This window comes from Microlunatus speluncae (assembly GCF_009299835.1).
Taxonomy (GTDB): domain Bacteria; phylum Actinomycetota; class Actinomycetes; order Propionibacteriales; family Propionibacteriaceae; genus Microlunatus; species Microlunatus speluncae.
The window spans coordinates 70,774-85,668 of the sequence record NZ_VKCZ01000020.1 but is presented as its reverse complement, the minus strand read 5'-3'; the positions used below and the strand labels follow the sequence as shown (position 1 = coordinate 85,668).

At 68.4% G+C, this 14,895-nt stretch carries 13 protein-coding genes; 4 read left to right on the top strand and 9 right to left on the bottom strand.

Going from position 1 to position 14,895, the window contains the following annotated elements; genetic code table 11:
• The first annotated feature begins 324 nt into the window (after nucleotides 1-324).
• Entirely contained in the window at nucleotides 325-1,026 is a 702-nt protein-coding gene (locus tag FNH24_RS25890) for a hypothetical protein (protein WP_152365144.1), read from the top strand.
• A 7-nt stretch (nucleotides 1,027-1,033) separates the two neighbouring features.
• Here FNH24_RS25890 and FNH24_RS25885 read toward each other — a convergent pair whose 3' ends face one another.
• From FNH24_RS25885 to FNH24_RS25865, 5 genes are all read right to left on the bottom strand, one after another.
• Nucleotides 1,034-1,720 carry a hypothetical protein gene (locus tag FNH24_RS25885; protein ID WP_152365143.1) on the bottom strand — a complete coding sequence of 229 codons (687 nt, stop codon included), beginning with the start codon at nucleotides 1,718-1,720 and terminating at the stop codon, nucleotides 1,034-1,036.
• A complete protein-coding gene (locus tag FNH24_RS25880) occupies nucleotides 1,717-2,370 on the bottom strand; it encodes a hypothetical protein (protein ID WP_152365142.1) in 654 nt (217 codons plus the stop codon). The genes FNH24_RS25885 and FNH24_RS25880 overlap by 4 nt, the downstream gene beginning before the upstream one ends.
• On the bottom strand, nucleotides 2,367-3,731 hold the full coding sequence (locus tag FNH24_RS25875; protein WP_152365141.1) for a hypothetical protein: 1,365 nt from the start codon (nucleotides 3,729-3,731) through the stop codon (nucleotides 2,367-2,369). The genes FNH24_RS25880 and FNH24_RS25875 overlap by 4 nt, the downstream gene beginning before the upstream one ends.
• Before the next feature lie 148 nt (nucleotides 3,732-3,879).
• Entirely contained in the window at nucleotides 3,880-5,547 is a 1,668-nt protein-coding gene (locus tag FNH24_RS25870) for a fucose isomerase (RefSeq protein WP_152365140.1), read from the bottom strand.
• A 25-nt stretch (nucleotides 5,548-5,572) separates the two neighbouring features.
• Nucleotides 5,573-8,068, bottom strand: a complete 2,496-nt coding sequence (locus FNH24_RS25865) for a GH116 family glycosyl-hydrolase (protein ID WP_161606317.1) — start codon at nucleotides 8,066-8,068, stop codon at nucleotides 5,573-5,575.
• A 90-nt stretch (nucleotides 8,069-8,158) separates the two neighbouring features.
• On the opposite strand from FNH24_RS25865, the gene FNH24_RS25860 reads away from it, so the two are divergent.
• Complete coding sequence (locus FNH24_RS25860) at nucleotides 8,159-8,353, top strand: DNA-directed RNA polymerase subunit alpha C-terminal domain-containing protein (RefSeq protein WP_175047924.1); 195 nt, start codon at nucleotides 8,159-8,161, stop codon at nucleotides 8,351-8,353.
• Between the two features lie 18 nt (nucleotides 8,354-8,371).
• Here the strand turns inward: FNH24_RS25860 and FNH24_RS25855 are convergent, their stop codons facing one another.
• Nucleotides 8,372-9,355, bottom strand: coding sequence for a LacI family DNA-binding transcriptional regulator (locus FNH24_RS25855; protein ID WP_152365137.1), 984 nt, complete (start codon nucleotides 9,353-9,355; stop codon nucleotides 8,372-8,374).
• 223 nt (nucleotides 9,356-9,578) lie between these two features.
• On the opposite strand from FNH24_RS25855, the gene FNH24_RS25850 reads away from it, so the two are divergent.
• Nucleotides 9,579-10,676, top strand: a complete 1,098-nt coding sequence (locus FNH24_RS25850; RefSeq protein WP_152365136.1) for a glycoside hydrolase family 172 protein — start codon at nucleotides 9,579-9,581, stop codon at nucleotides 10,674-10,676.
• 87 nt (nucleotides 10,677-10,763) lie between these two features.
• Here FNH24_RS25850 and FNH24_RS25845 read toward each other — a convergent pair whose 3' ends face one another.
• From FNH24_RS25845 to recF, 3 genes are all read right to left on the bottom strand, one after another.
• Entirely contained in the window at nucleotides 10,764-11,630 is an 867-nt protein-coding gene (locus FNH24_RS25845; protein ID WP_152365135.1) for a TerC family protein, read from the bottom strand.
• 81 nt (nucleotides 11,631-11,711) lie between these two features.
• Nucleotides 11,712-12,311, bottom strand: coding sequence for a DciA family protein (locus tag FNH24_RS25840; protein ID WP_152365134.1), 600 nt, complete (start codon nucleotides 12,309-12,311; stop codon nucleotides 11,712-11,714).
• 649 nt (nucleotides 12,312-12,960) lie between these two features.
• Nucleotides 12,961-14,280, bottom strand: a complete 1,320-nt coding sequence (gene recF, locus FNH24_RS25835; RefSeq protein ID WP_175047923.1) for a DNA replication/repair protein RecF — start codon at nucleotides 14,278-14,280, stop codon at nucleotides 12,961-12,963.
• A gap of 18 nt (nucleotides 14,281-14,298) precedes the next feature.
• Here recF and FNH24_RS25830 point away from each other — a divergent pair, with 18 nt between their 5' ends.
• Entirely contained in the window at nucleotides 14,299-14,790 is a 492-nt protein-coding gene (locus FNH24_RS25830; RefSeq protein ID WP_246187075.1) for a GNAT family N-acetyltransferase, read from the top strand.
• The last annotated feature ends 105 nt before the right edge of the window (nucleotides 14,791-14,895 follow it).

Sequence of the window (14,895 nt, the reverse complement as noted above, 5' to 3'; positions counted from 1 at the left end):
ACTCGGCTCCGCGGCGGACGGCGCGGTCAAACGATTCGGCAGAACTTCGGGCCTGGGCGCCAACGCTTTCGACGCCGGCCGAGCCCGCCGAACTTGTCTTCTCCATCTTAGCCTGTTACGGCCCGAAACCGCGCGTTGGGAGGCCGGGTATCGACCACCAATGCCCATTCACAGACTGTGGGAGGCGGATCTGCTCGATTTTCAGGCCTGGGTGACAGTCCCCGTACAGGCCCGATCCCTCCACGGCGTCCTGAGGCCGTTTCAGAGATTCGACCGATCGGCCGCGTCGCTCCGGGCGACACTGCCGGCACTACACTGCTGCGCGTGTCGGAGCAGCAGGTTCAGCCGGGCGGACAGCAGCCTCAGTTCAGGCCGCCGCGACTCGATGATGCCGAGGTCGGCGCGGACTGGGCGCCGCCCCAGGACGACGAGCGGCGCGGGTTGCCGGGGCCGGCCAAGGCCGCGATCGTGATCTTGGCGATCGTCGTCGTGATCGGCGGCATCTGGGCCCTCGGCGGGTTCAAGGTGCGGACCGACGAACGCACCGTGGTCCAGCCGGGACAGCTGGTGAAGTCCGGGCCGTACGAGTTCACGTTCAACGACGCGACCGTGCAGAAGATCAAGGACTACGACGATTCGATCAAGTGGACGCTGATCGTGCGCGGCACCGGGCGGACCACCGGAGACGAGAGCATGTCGCCGATGACCGGCGGCACCGGCATGTTCCTGGCCAAGGATCCGCTCACCGTCGAGACGCCGGAGTCGGACACGGACATGATCGGCACCTCCAACGGTCTGGACAGCGCCTCCGACTTCACCCCCGGCCTGCCGCCGGTCCCGTACCAGGTCGAATTCACCTTCAGCGAGCGCTACGAGCCGTCCAAGGACGTGCAACTGGCGGTGAGCGAGATCGAGTACAGCAACCCGACGATCCTGGACACCGGCGAGAAGACCTGGAACAACGGCCGGGACACCTTCGTCTACCGGCTGCCGGTCACCGTGCTGCCCGAGGACATCGACGACTGACGTTCGGTCAGGCCGGCGGCCGGATCACCTGGAACGGCGCCCCGTAGTCGGTGTACTGGACCGCGATGCCGTAGATCTGGTCGGCGAACTCCGTGGGCACCACGAAGATCGCCAAGAACCGGAACGGATGACCGACCTTCAACTCGTCCGAGGGGCAACTGGTGGGCAGTTTCGTACCATCCAGGTAGATGCTGCCACCGCCCGACGCGATCCGCCGCGTGCCCTCGACGGCCAACTCGGCCTGGCAGTAGAACACGTCGTTCTCCGCGACCCGCAACACCTCGACCTCGGCCACCACATAGACCGTCCCGGCATCGGCGATATAGGGCTCGTCCGGCTCGGCCGGGTTGTTGATCCGCTCGGTCTTGACCAGGCTGTGCACTCGGTACTGCATCTTGTTCACCGAGGTCGCCGACGGCTGCCCGGGCGGCAACTGGACGTAGCGGTCGTCGGTGTGGGCGGCCGCATACACGGTCCAGATCACCATGTAGATCAACACCAGGCAGCCGGCGGTGAGGAACAGCAGCCAGGACCGGCCCTTGCTGGTCAGCGGCCGGCGCCCCGGCACCCGCTGCTCGACCGTCGGCTGCGCCCAGGCCACCCCGGTGCCCGGGTCGCCCGGGTCGTGCTCGGCCGGTCGCGGACCGGCGTGCTCGTGCAGGTGCCAGTCACCCGGCTGCTGCGGCCCGCTCATCGCAGCACCTCGGTCTCGGTGAACGGCTGCTTCATGATCAGCCCGTTCTTGGCGGCGTCACGCCACTTGTCGGCGTTGCCCGCCGTGATGCCGAGGTGGATCTGCGCCCGGTTGTGGTAGCCGGAGACGATGCCCTGGTTCCAGATCTCGAGGGTGAGCCCGTCGATCTTCTCCGGATCGACCTCGAACAGGTAGTCGGCCCGGGCGACGTAGCCGGGCTCGGCGGAGATGTTGGTCAGCCCGTACGTCTCGTAGATCCGTTTGCCGCTGAGCAGCCGGGCGTGGTTCAGGATGTACTTGTCCAGCGTGTCCGGGTTGGCGACCTGGACCCGGAGCAGCACGAACATGCCGGCGGTGCGGCTCTGGATCTCCTCGTCGTCGGCGATCAGCTGGCCGACCCGGACGTCGCTGATCGTCAGCTCGACGCCGTCGACCTTCAGCATCGTGCCGAGCTCGCCGGTCACCGCGCGGAAGTTGTCGCCCGGGTCGCTGACCCTCAAGCCCACCGTGGCCACGATCACGCAGGCCAGCACGACGATCACCGCCAGCAGCTTCGAGCGCTGCAGTTGTTGATCACGGAGCCGGCGTCGGGTGGCCGGGGTCTCCGGAGTGGTCGGGCTGGTGGCCGACGGGCCCGGAACAGTGCTCATGCCGCCACCTTCTCCGGCGCCGCCGGGGTCACGACCTGATCGGTCGGGTGCGCGCGGGCGCGGAACAGCTCCAGGCAGCGCCGGAACGCCACGGCCAGCAGACAGAGCCGCAACGGCTCGAACGGCAGTCCGTAGAGCAGATCCCAGACCGGGCCCCAGGTCACCCAGAAGGTGATGTCGTGGCCGCCGACGATGGACTGCACCAGGACGTGGGCGTAATTGTTGAGGATCTGGTGCACGGCGTACACCGCGATGTAGGCGCCGAGGAAGATCACACCGGCCCGCAGGATCAGCCGGACCGAGTTGATGGTCGGCAGGTATTTGTCGTCGATGTCGCCGAGCAGGGCTTCCTTGAACTCCACGGCCGCCCGCTGGACGCCCGCCGGCGGCGGCTTGATGCCCTGCAGCCGACGCCGGTCACTCCGCGGCTCGAACGACGTCGCGCCCTTCAGCCGGGTCGTGATCGGGGTCCGCTTACGCCACAGCTCGGCCACCGACATCACGTGCGAGCCGTAGACCAGGGCGGCCACGGCCAGCCAGATGATCGGTTGGCTGAAGACCTCCCAGAACGACGGCCAGACCTCGTCCAGATAGAACGTCACCCACTGATCGACCAGCTCCGGCAACCGCAGGTTCAGGCTGGCCAGCAGACCCCGGAAGGCGTCCAGGCCGCTCGCGAACCAGCCGACCACGGCCCGATCCATGAACCAGCCGGTGATCGTCTGGAACAGCCGGACGCCGCCGAGCACGACCACCATCATGAAGAACGACTCGATCAGCGCCACCCCGATGCCGAGCACCCGCCAGCCGGTCCGCTCGTGCAGCAGGTCGATCACCCGGCGGACGACGTAGGAACCGATGACGACCCCGATCAACAACACCGGCTGGTCCTTGGCGATGTTGCTCAGGGCGGCCAGCACGTTATCGGAGCTGAAGGCGCCGGTGCGGACCATCTGGTTGACCCAGAGTTCGTTGGCCGCGTCGTTCAGCTGGCCGAATGCGGCGTAGATGCCGATGAACGGCAGCAGCGTGACCGCCAGCAGGTGGGTGATCGAGTTGTCCCGCTCATCCTGGGCGTTGTCCTCCTCCGGCACCATCTCCCGGATGCCCAGCTCCCGGCCGACCAGCCGCAGGATCAGCACGATCGGGATCAGCTGGGTGAGGAAGCCGGCCGAGAAGACCGCGATGGTCACCCAGACGTTCAGGTCCTCGGTGTACGCGGCGATCTTGAGCGCGACCTGGAAGCCGAGCCAACCGAGCAGGTAGATGCCCGCGATCTGCGGGAAAAGCCGCCACCACACCTTCACCGTGTCGACGACAAGGATCCGGAGGTCGGTCCAGAGCAGGCTCAGCGGGTTCATCGCCTCCGCATCCTATTAGCGTTTGCGGTCACGATGCAGATTCTGTTCCCTGAGCCTGTCGAAGGGCGAGCCAGGGTCATCGGGTTTGCCCTTCGACAGGCTCAGGGAACGAAGAGGTGGGGGCTCAGGGAACGGAACAAACGCTTGGTCAGGACTGGATCAGGGCCTGGCCGACCTCGCCGAGGTCGCCGCAGACGTGGACCGGGAGGCCCAGTTGGGCGAACAGGGCGGCCTTGGCGACCAGGGCGCGGTCGGAAGTCTCGGCGTCCGGGGCGTACGCGACCTGGGCGTGGTTCGCCTTGTGCCGGGCCATGAACTGGTCCCGGCTGACCCCGTGCAGCACGGTGTGCATGATCGGCCATTCCGGGTTGGTGGCAAGCTTCCGGCGCTCGGTCTCCTCGGCCGGCAGCTCGACCACCGACGCGCGGCCGAGGTCGACCTGGAGCTTGCCCTCGGCGATGTAGACCCGGGACCAGACGATCTCGCCCGGCTTGGAGACGCCGTTGATGGTGCTGCCACCGGCCGGGAAGAAGACCGGGCCCTGCCGCCACCCCTCGGCGTGCTCGTAGCCGCCGAGGTGCGACGGCGGGACCGAGCCGGAGATCTCGTACACCCAGACGAACTGGCCGTCGAAGTCCTCGCCCCAGCGCACGTCGTGCAGGGTGTTGGCGGGGTCGAGGCCCATCGCGGTCCAGATCCGGTTGGTCACCAGCGTGTCCACCGCGACGCCCTCGTCGGCCTCGTTGAAGTGCGGGAAGGCCGCGCCCTCGGCGATCACCCGGGAGCCGTCGCGGGTGGTGACCGGCGGCCGGTCGACGTTGTTGAGCAGACCTTCGACCAGGTCGCTGGCCGGCACCAGGTCCTTCAGGCCCTGCTGGTACTGGATCCCGATCGCGTCGCAGCCGAAGTCGTCGGCGATCCGCAGCGCGGCGATGTACATCTTGTACTGCGAGCGCAGTTGGGCCTCGGTCAGCTCGGTCGCCTCGTCGGTGCCGAGCTTGAAGGTCATCCCCTTGTCGGTCAGCCAGGTGCCGATCTGGTCGGCCTCGGCGTCGTCGACGGTGAGCATTTCGGCGTAGAGCGCGCTCTGCGACAGCCGCTCCTTGTAGATGCCGAGCTGGTTCAGCAACTCGTCGTCGAAGATCGCGTTGTACATGCCCATGCAGCCCTCGTCGAAGACGCCGATGATCGCCTTCTCGTCCAGCAGCTGATCGGCCAGCGCCGCGCCCAGGGCCTGCTCCGGTCCGTCGGTGAAGCCGTTGATCGTGCGGACGTGGCCGGCGTCGTGGGTGATCGTGCCATTCTTGACCCACTCGGCGATGCCCTCGGTGAAGTAGTCGTCGGTGAAGTCGACGCTCCAGATCGTGCTGTACGCCTTGTCCATCTTGGTCAGCCCGGCGTTGAGGCCGAGCAGCCCGACCAGACCCGGCCAGTCGCCGGCGAAGTTGGCCACGGTCAGGATCGGGCCCCGGTGGGTGCGCAGCCCGGCCAGGACGTGGTGGCTGTATTGCCAGACGGCCTCCGCGACGACCAGCGGCGCGTCGCTCGGGATCTGCTTGAACACCTCGAGGCCCATCCGCTGGCTGCTGATGAACCCGTGCCCGGTGACCGGGTCGACCGGGTTGGCCCGGATGACGGTCCAGCCCTGTGCCTCGAGCGCCTTGGTGACCCCGGCCTCGAGCTCCTGCTGGGTCGGCCAGCCGGCCGAGTTGGCCGACTCGCGGAGATCACCGCTGGCGATCAGATAGGCCGTCTTCGGCGCCGCGTCCGGTCGGGCGAGCGGCGTGGGGAGGGCGTACGAGGTGTTCGCTGACATGGTGCTGATCTCCTTGGTCGACTCTTCAGGCCGGGGTGAACCGGAGGGTGTGGCCGGCCGGCACCGGACCTTGATCATCGGACGTGTAGGGGCGGTTGTCGATCACCAGCTCGGCCAGGTCGAGGGTTCCGTGATCAACCGTGATCTCCGCCGAGTCACCGTCGAGAACGATCCGCCCCTGGGCCGTGCCGGTGGTGAACACCGTAGTGAAGGGCCGGCTCCGATCACCGACGACCGGGGCCAGGGCGAGCCGCTTGGCCGTGCCGTCCCAGTCGAAGCCGGTGCAGGCGATGATCAAGGCCCAGCTGGCCATCGACCGGGCGTAGTGATTGCCGCACTCGGCCTCGTTCCACGGGTTGCGGTTGCGGCCGGTGAAGCGCTGCCGGACCGCGCGGGTGATCGTCAGGCCCTCCTCGACGAAACCCTCGAAGATCAGATGGGCGGCGACCTGGTATTCGATGCCGGTCCAGACCTCGTCGCTGTAGACGAACGGGAGCTTGGGCCGGCCACCGTCGGGCCAGGAGCACAAGATCAATCCGGCCTCGTCGTTGAGCGCGTACGTCCGCTGTACGCTGACGTGCTCGGAAAGATCACTGCGGAAGTTGTGATCGAAGACGGCCTTGATCGCGGACTTGACGTGATCGGCGTCGACGACGTGGCCGAGCCCGGTCAGGTGGGCCAGGAACTGGCCGAGCAGCTGATCGGACAGCACCCCGACCCCGAACTGATAGCGGTAGGCGTCCACGTCGTCGAGCTTCTGGATGTAGAACTCGCCGTTGAACAACAGTTGATCCATCGCGGCGGCGCCGTTCTCGGCGGCGACCGCGTAGCGCTTGGCCCGCTCGCCGTCGCCGCTGGCCTCGGCCATCACCGCGGCGGCCCGGAGGGCGCCGTAGAACATCACGCTGCCGAGCGGGTTGGGCCCGTGGAACTCGATGTCGTAGGTGTTGTGCTGCACCGACTCCAAGATCAGATCGCCGTCCGGATCCCAGTAGTCGAAGGAGAAATCGACGGCCTTGGCCACCTGCGGCCACAGCTCGGCCAGGAATTGATCATCGCCGCTGTGCCGCCACTCCCGATACAGCCGGAGCACCGTGCCGAGCTGCCCGTCGACCGCCGGATGGCGGAAATCCCAATGCTTGTCGCCGCCGAAACCGCGCACGCTGCGGAAGTGCATGCGGCCGTTCTCCTCCACCTCGCGGAGGAACTCGTTGCGGCGGGCGCTGCGCTCCAGGCTGGGGAAGACGTAGGCCAGCGTCTGGGCGTAGTTCCAGACGTGGGTGCAGGTGCCGAGGCAGCTGCCCTCATGATCGAAACTGCCCTCCCAGGCCAGGAACTGGCCCTCGGCGGTGCCGTCGTCGATCACGAAACAGGTGGTGCTGCGGGCCACCGACAGGCTGGCCGCGGCCGCGTCGATCACCTCCGCCGGCAGGGTCGAGCCGAACAACGCGTCGGTGAAGCCGCGGGTGCTCGCCTCCAGCTGCGGCAGGTTCTGGTGCACGTGGCCGGCCACCGCCCAGGCATCGGGGAAGCGGGTCGCGTAGTGGTTGAGCACGACGTCGTCCCAGCCCTCGTTGCCCTGGTGCCAGGCCTGGTGCCGGTTGGGCACATGCCAGGAGAGCAGGAACTCGTAGTCGCCGGTCTCGCCGGGAGCGAGGGTCCGGTGCAGCGCCAGGCTGCCGATCCGGGTGCCGGTGGTCGGCGTCTTGTCGTCGTAGCTCTCCCGCGTCTCCGGCTCGAGCCGGCCGTCCGCGGTGATGTCGTTCCAGAACGCCTGCACGCCGTCGGACCAGGCGCCGGCCAGCCAGCGCGGCTTGACCGAGACGTCGTCGTGCCGGGTGGTCAGGCTGGCGGTGCCGTACCGGAAATCATCGGTCCCGCCGGCCGCGGTGAAGCTGAGGCCGCGGACGTCACCGTCCTCCCGGAAGTCGACCGTCGGCGCCTCGGAGAAGGTGGGAAAACCGTCGGACTTCCAGGAGTCCATGCCGACCGGGCTGGCCAGCGACAGCGCGAGGGTGACCTGCAGCTCCTGGTCGGTCGGGTTGTGCACCCGGTAGCGCAACACGGCGGTCGGCAGGCCGGACTCGGCCGGATCGAGCGGGACCAGCGGCGTGAACGCTTCCAGCGACGGCTTGACCGGCACCCGGTCGTCCTCGAAGTCGATCCCCAGCAGCGGGTAGCGGCCCAGCATCGAGGAGGTACGGAAGCGCGGCAACCCGGCCACGACGCCCCACGGATAACCGCTGTCGCCCTCGTGCGGGCCGGCGAACCGGCCCTCGAGGACCTTGGTCACCGCCGCTCCGGGATCCGTGCTGCCCGGCGGCCGGACGTCGATCGTGCAGAACGTGAACGGCAGCCGGTTGCCCTTGCCCGGGCAGTTCTGGAGCTCCCAGTCGCGGAAGTCTCCGCGGGCTCCGATCGAGACGTTGCCGGTGCCGATCCCGCCGAGCGGGAACGCGGCCACCGTGGCCTGTTGGTCGAGGGCTTCGGTCGATGCATAGCGCGGCTCAGCTGTTGGCACGGTGTCCAGCATTCCCGAAATCGATTTCAGCTGCAAGCCGTTCGGACAGATTGTGGGCGGCCCTGTTAGACCACCTGACACAGTGGGGTGATGACCGATGTGCCCAAGATCAGCGGACCCGCCAACGACGCCCTGACCGAGGCCGGCATCACCACCCTGGAGCAGGTCGCCGAGCACACCGAGGCCGAACTCCTCGAGTTGCACGGCTTCGGCCCGAAAGGGATCAGGCTGCTCCGCCAGGCCCTCACCGAGGCCGGCCTGCAGTTCCGCTCCGGCCCCTGGTAGCGCCGCCTGTTCAAGCAGTCAGCGGAGGGCGGTGGCGGGTTCGACGGTGTGCTGGACGATGACCTCGCGGGGGGCCGACTTGTCGCCGTTGATGCGTTCCAGGAGCAGGGTGGCGGCGCGGGTGCCCATTTCGCGGGCGGGGAGGCGGACCAGGGTGATCGCGGTCGGGGTGAGGGTGGTGAACGGGAGTTCGCCGATCACCGCGACGCCGAACTTGGGCGGGATCAGGCCGCGCTCGGAGAGCAGTTGCAGGGCGCCGACGCCCATCAGGTTGTTGGCCGCGACGACGGCGTCCGGCGGTGGATCGAGGGCGAGCACCTCGGCCAGGGTCTCCCGGCCGCCCTCGACCCGGAAGTTGGCGAAGCGCAGGTAGTCCTCGGGCCGGTCGAACTGGCCGGCCTCGGTCACCACGGCCTCCCAGCCGGCGGCCCGTTCCCGGGCGGTGCCGACGTCGGCCGGGCCGGTGATGCAGGCGATCCGCCGGTAGCCGGCCTCGATCAGCGACCGGGCCGCCACCTCGCCGCTGTCCCGGTTGGCCATGATCACCTCGTCGACCTCGAACGCGATCGGCCGGTCCACCGCGACCACGGGCCGGTTGCGGTCGATCATCCGCTCGATCCGCGGCTGTTCGGAGACCGCGGCGATGATCACGCCGGCCATGTTCTCCAGCGCGGCGATGTCGACGTACGTCGCCTCCTTGGCCGGATCGTCGTCGCTGTTGCACAACACCACCGAGTAGCCGGCGGCCTGGGCGACGTCCTCGACGCCGCGGGCGAGCGAGGTGAAGTACGGGTTCTCGATGTCCGGGATGATCAACGCGATCACCTCCGAGGCCTGCCGGCGCAGCGCGCGGGCCGTCCGGTTGGGGACGAAGTTGAGCTCCTCGGCCGCCTGGCGGACCAGCCGCGACTTCTCCTCCGACACCGGGGTCCCGTTGTAGACCCGGGACACGGTCGCCGGTGACACTCCGGCCCGGGCCGCCACCTCGAAGATCGTCGCCATCCCTGACCTCCCGGTTCGGTTCAGCCCCCGTCGCGTCACGACGTCGGCGCCGCGCGAACACGGCCGATCGTGGGACCTTGTGCCTCGCAGTATCGCCGATGCCGGGCGGCAGCGGCGATGCACACGCTTCCGGACCAAACCCTACCCGCTGCGGACGGCACATTGAAATCGATTACACGACCATGCTTGAATTTGTCGGACCATCGAACAACAAGGAGAATTCGTGTCCGACATCGCTTCGCTCGCCACGCTGCGTCAGGTAGAGACGCGGTCCATCAGTCCGGAGAACTTCGACGGCAGCCGCGGCGGTGGTGGCAAGGCGACGGAAGGGACCGGGGCCCGCGCCGCCCGCGATCTCGGCCAGGGCTGGAAGGTCTCGCCCAGCGTCGTGGTCAAGCCGGGTGAGACCTTCACCCTGGCCGACATCGATCAGCCGGGCAAGATCACCCACATCTGGATCACCACCCATTCCAACCACTGGCGGCACCTGATCCTGCGGGCCTACTGGGACGGCGCGGCCGAGCCGGCGATCGAGGTGCCGTACGGCGACTTCTTCTGCAGCGGCTGGGGCGTCTTCGACCAGGTCAGCTCGCAGATGGTCGCTGCCAATCCCAACGGTGGCTTCAACTCGTACTGGCCGATGCCGTTCGGGCAGTCGGCGCTGCTGACGGTGGAGAACACGGCCGAGGCCGACGTCACGGTCTACTACCAGGTGACGTACGAGCTCGGCGACGACTACTCCGGCAGCGGCTACCTGCACGCGCAGTGGCGGCGGAGCAACCCGCTCGAGGACCGGACCACCCACGTGTTGGTGGACGGCGTCGAGGGGGCCGGGCACTACGTCGGCACCTACCTGGCCTGGGGCGTGAACTCGCCGGGCTGGTGGGGCGAGGGCGAGATCAAGTTCTTCCTCGACGACGACACCGACTTCCCGACCATCGCCGGCACCGGGACCGAGGACTACTTCGGCGGCGCCTGGAACTTCGACGTGCCCGGCCAGGGTTACACCAGCTTCAGCACCCCGTACCTGGGGATGCCGCAGGTCATCCGGCCGGACGGGCTCTACCGGAGCCAGCAGCGGTTCGGCATGTACCGCTGGCACATCGTCGACGCGATCCGCTTCGCCTCCGGGCTGCGCAAGGTCGATATCCAGGCCCTCGGCTGGCACAGCGGCGGCCGCTATCTGCCGCTGCGCGACGACATCGCCTCCACCGCCTGGTTCTACCTGGACCGGCCGAGCACCAACCGCCCGGAAGCGCCGAACTTCCACACCATGGCGATCAACGGCGGCGACGGCGCCTCGCCCGCCGGCAACGCCTGAGCTTCGCTTGGTTTGTTCCCTGAGCCTGTCGAAGGGCCCTGGTGATCATCGGGCTTGCCCTTCGACAGGCTCAGGGGACGAAACAAATCAATCCTTGTCGGACTTCCCGCTGACCGGACGGTTGGAGAGGCTGACCGAGCCATCGGACTCGCCGGTGGACGCGGCCAGGGCTTCTTGATCATCGGCGCGGGACGGGGCGTTGCGCAGGTGGACCGAGTCGTCCGGCTGGTTGTGCTTGCGCCGCTGCCGACCGCGGTAGACCAGATTGAGCACCTCGACCCCGATCGCGAAGGCCATCGGCACGTAGATCAGCGCCTTGTCCACCTTGATCCCGAAGCCGTCGACGATCAGGAAGACGCCGATCATCACCAGGAACGACAGGGCCAGGATCTTCACCGACGGGTGCTTGTTGACGAAGGCGAAGATGTAGCGGGACGAGAAGAGCATCAGCGCGAAGGACAGCACGACCGCGGCGACGATCACCAGCAGGTTGTCGATCATGCCGACCGCGGTGATCACCGAGTCGAACGAGAACACGATGTCGAGCAACAGGATCTGCACGATCACCGAGGCGAAGTTGGCCCGGGCGGTCTTGGTCCCGTGACCGGGCTCCGCCCCCTCCAGCTTCTCGTGGATCTCCTTGACCGCCTTGTAGATCAAGAACAGACCACCGAAGATCAAGATCAGATCCCGACCGGAGAAACCCATGCCGGCGATCGTGAACAGGTCGGCCTTGAGGCTGATGATCCAGGAGGCCGCGAACAGCAGCCCGATCCGGATGATCATGGCCAGCGAAAGACCCAGGTTGCGGGCCTTCGCCTGCTGCTCGACCGGCAGCTTGCTGGCCAGGATCGAGATGAAGATGACATTATCGACGCCCAGGACCACCTCGAGCACGAACAGGGTGAGAAAGGCGACCAGCAACTCGGGACTGAAGTCCAGGGTGAATTCCACTCGCAGAGGGTAGCGGCGAGTGGGCTACGGAACCTGTGACCAGGCTGAGATTGGCGCGTGTCTATCAGGAATTGATGGCCACTAGCCGTAGGTATCCCGAGGTCCGCGGCCTCGAACCGATCGGCGGCCGTGCTTCCAGGACGGGGCGTCCGGCCCGAGGACCTGGATCCTGGTCACCGTCCCGTCGCCCAGCTGGGCGTTGAGCTTGGCGACCAGCTGCGGTGCCATCGATCGGAGCGAGGTCGCCCAGGCCGTCGACTCGGTCCGGACGGTGAGCACCGTGTCGACATAGCTCTCCGGATGGGAATGCTCGGCGTTGGCCGGACCGACCAGCGCCGGCCACTTCGACAGCAACAGGTGCACGCTGACCTCGGTGGTCCAGCCGCGGCTGTCGACCAGCCGGTCGATCGCCCGGCCGAGCAGCTGCGGGTCCCGGTCGTCGGGCCGGGCTCCGGAGGACTGGGGCTCGGTCGGCGCCGGGCGGTCCGCGCCCGGTCCACCGCGACGGCGCCGCCGACGGCGGGACTGGGCGCCGATCGAGCGGGCGACGGTGCGGGCCAGGTCGAGCCCGGTCGCATCATGATCAACGGCCGGCTTCGGCTCGGCCGCACCCGGATCGTTCGGCGACTCCGGGTCGGATCCGTTGGCAAGATCGGGCCCGGGGCCGGCTGGGTCAGTCATCGGACCTGCCCCCTTCGACAGGCTCAGGACCTGCTTCGACAGGCTCACACCGCTGGGCCACGCGGCAGGTGGCACCAGTGAAGTGTGCTGGCAAGTCGCGGACGCAAGAGTGACCGAGGAGTGAGGAGCCCGAGAAAGTATCGGTTTCCGGGCCGTTCGAAAGCCGAAAGACGCACCAAGGACGACCGGGTTGGTACGGGCTCGAGCGACGCGGCCGGCTGTCGGATGGGGTTTCGGCCAGCCGAGGTCGGGTTGTGCGGTGAGTGGACCCTTTGGCCACGCTCCAGGCACGAATTCGCGGCCAAAGCGTCCACTCGCGGACCCGCGGACCCGGCGCAGCCAACCGGAAGCCGGCCGCTTCGGCCAAGCCCCCGGCTCGGCCCGCCCGTCCTTGGCGCGTCTCTCCGCCATTAGCCCAAACCGACGCCCGCCGCGCAGGCGTCGGTGGATCCAGGCTGGGGAACGAAGTCTGCGGCATCGTGCCGGACGTGCGGCGCGGACGGAACGAGGCCTGTGCCGTCGTGCCGAACTCACGACCACCTACGGCCACAGGACCGATCGAGTCACTCACCGGACCTGCCCTTCGACAAGCTCAGGGACCGGAACCAGTTGCTCGATACCCACCTGCGGGGACGGGAGGCGGGGCAATTCACCTGTCCTGCCCTTCGGCGGACTCGGGGAACGCGGCCGGCCGGTCGGGGTCCGGAGGTGGGGGTTCGCTGTCCGTCGGTTCCGGCTCGGCGCGGTCGGCCGACGGCGACTCGGAGTCGGTCGATGTGGTTCCGGAGGTCGTCGATAGCGGCGGGGTGAGCGGGTCGGGGCGGACCTCGCCGCCGGCGACGAGGAACCGGGTGCCGGCGAGTTCGGCGGGGACGTCGGCGCCGACCGCGGCGGTGACCAGCACCTGTTCGGCGCCGAGGACGCCGCGGGCGAGCCGCTCGCGGCGGGTGGTGTCGAGTTCGGCGAAGACGTCGTCCAGCAGCAGCACCGGCTGGATGCCGTCGTCGCGGAGCAGTTGGAAGCTGCCGAGCTTGCAGGCCAGCGCGTAGGACCAGGACTCGCCGTGGCTGGCGTACCCCTTGGCCGGGAGCGGGCCGAGGGACAGCACGATGTCGTCGCGGTGCGGCCCGACCAGCGAGACCCCGCGCTGCATTTCGTCGGAGCGGCGGTCCCGGATGGCCGTGAGCAGCGCCTCGGTCAGGGCCTCGGTGCCGGTCGCGCCGGTCAGGTCGGCGGAGGCCTTGTAGTCGGCGGTCGCGTTGTTGTTGGTCGGCGCGATGTCGGCGTAGCTCTTGGAGACCTGCGGCATCAGGTCGGTCAGGGTGGACAGCCGGGCCGCCAGCAACTCCGCGCCGGCCCGCGCCAGGTGCGAATCCCAGACCTCCAGCGTCGATTCGGCCTCCGGACCGGGGCGGCGCCCGCCGCGAGCCCGCCCGGCGAGCGACTTGAGCAGCGTGTTGCGTTGCCTCAGCACCCGGTCGTAGTCGGCCCGGACGCCGGCCATCCGCGGCCAGCGGGCGACCAGCAGCTCGTCCAGGAATCGGCGCCGTTCGCTCGGATCACCCTTGATGATCGCCAGGTCCTCCGGCGCGAACACAACCGTCCGCAACACCCCGGCGATCTCCCGCGGCCGCTGCATCGGCGACTTGTTCAGCCGGGCCCGGTTCGCCTTGCCCGGGGTGATCTCGAGCTCCAGCAGCAGCCGGCGCGGATCGTCGAGGCCGGCCCGGACTCCGGCCCGGACGATCGCGTGATCGGCTCCGGCCCGGACCAGCGGCAGGTCGGTGGACACCCGGTGCGAGGACAGCGTCGACAGATACTCGATCGCCTCGACCAGATTGGTCTTGCCCTGCCCGTTGGCGCCGACGAACGTGGTCACCCCGGAGTCGAGCGGGATGTCGACCGCCGCGTACGACCGGAAGTCGGCCAGCTGCAGATGATCGACGAACACCCGACCACAGTAGGCCATGGCCGTACGCTGACGGTCGTGACCGATTCGGCATTCCGGGTCCGCCAGGCCGAGCCCGACGACGCACCGGCGATCGCCCGGATCTGGTACGACGGCTGGCAGGAGGCACACCGCGGCCGGGTGCCGGACGAGCTGGTCGCGGTCCGCACCCGGGAGACCTTCGACGAGCGTGCTGTTGATCATGTCCGGGACAGCAGTGTGGCCGAGCTGGCTGGGGCGGTCGCCGGCTTCGTCATGATCATCGGCGACGAGGTCGAGCAGGTCTACGTCGCTCCGGGCGGCCGCGGCATCGGCGTCGCCGACGCCCTGCTGGCCGAGGCCGAGCGCCGGGTCGCCGCCGCCGGTCATGATCGGGCCTGGTTGGCCGTCGTCGCCGGCAACGCCCGTGCCCGCCGCTTCTACGAACGAAACGGCTGGGTCGACGAGGGCGAGTTTGATCATCAGGCCCCGGGCCCGAACGGCCCGATCAGCGTTCCGGCCCACCGCTACGCGAAGTCACTCACCACGTGAAACCAAGCTCCTCGGTTCGCCTGTTTCGTTCCCTGAGCCTGTCGAAGGGGGCAGACCAGCTGATGCCGGTGGATGATCTTTCCGAACGAGCCGGTATGTGATCGG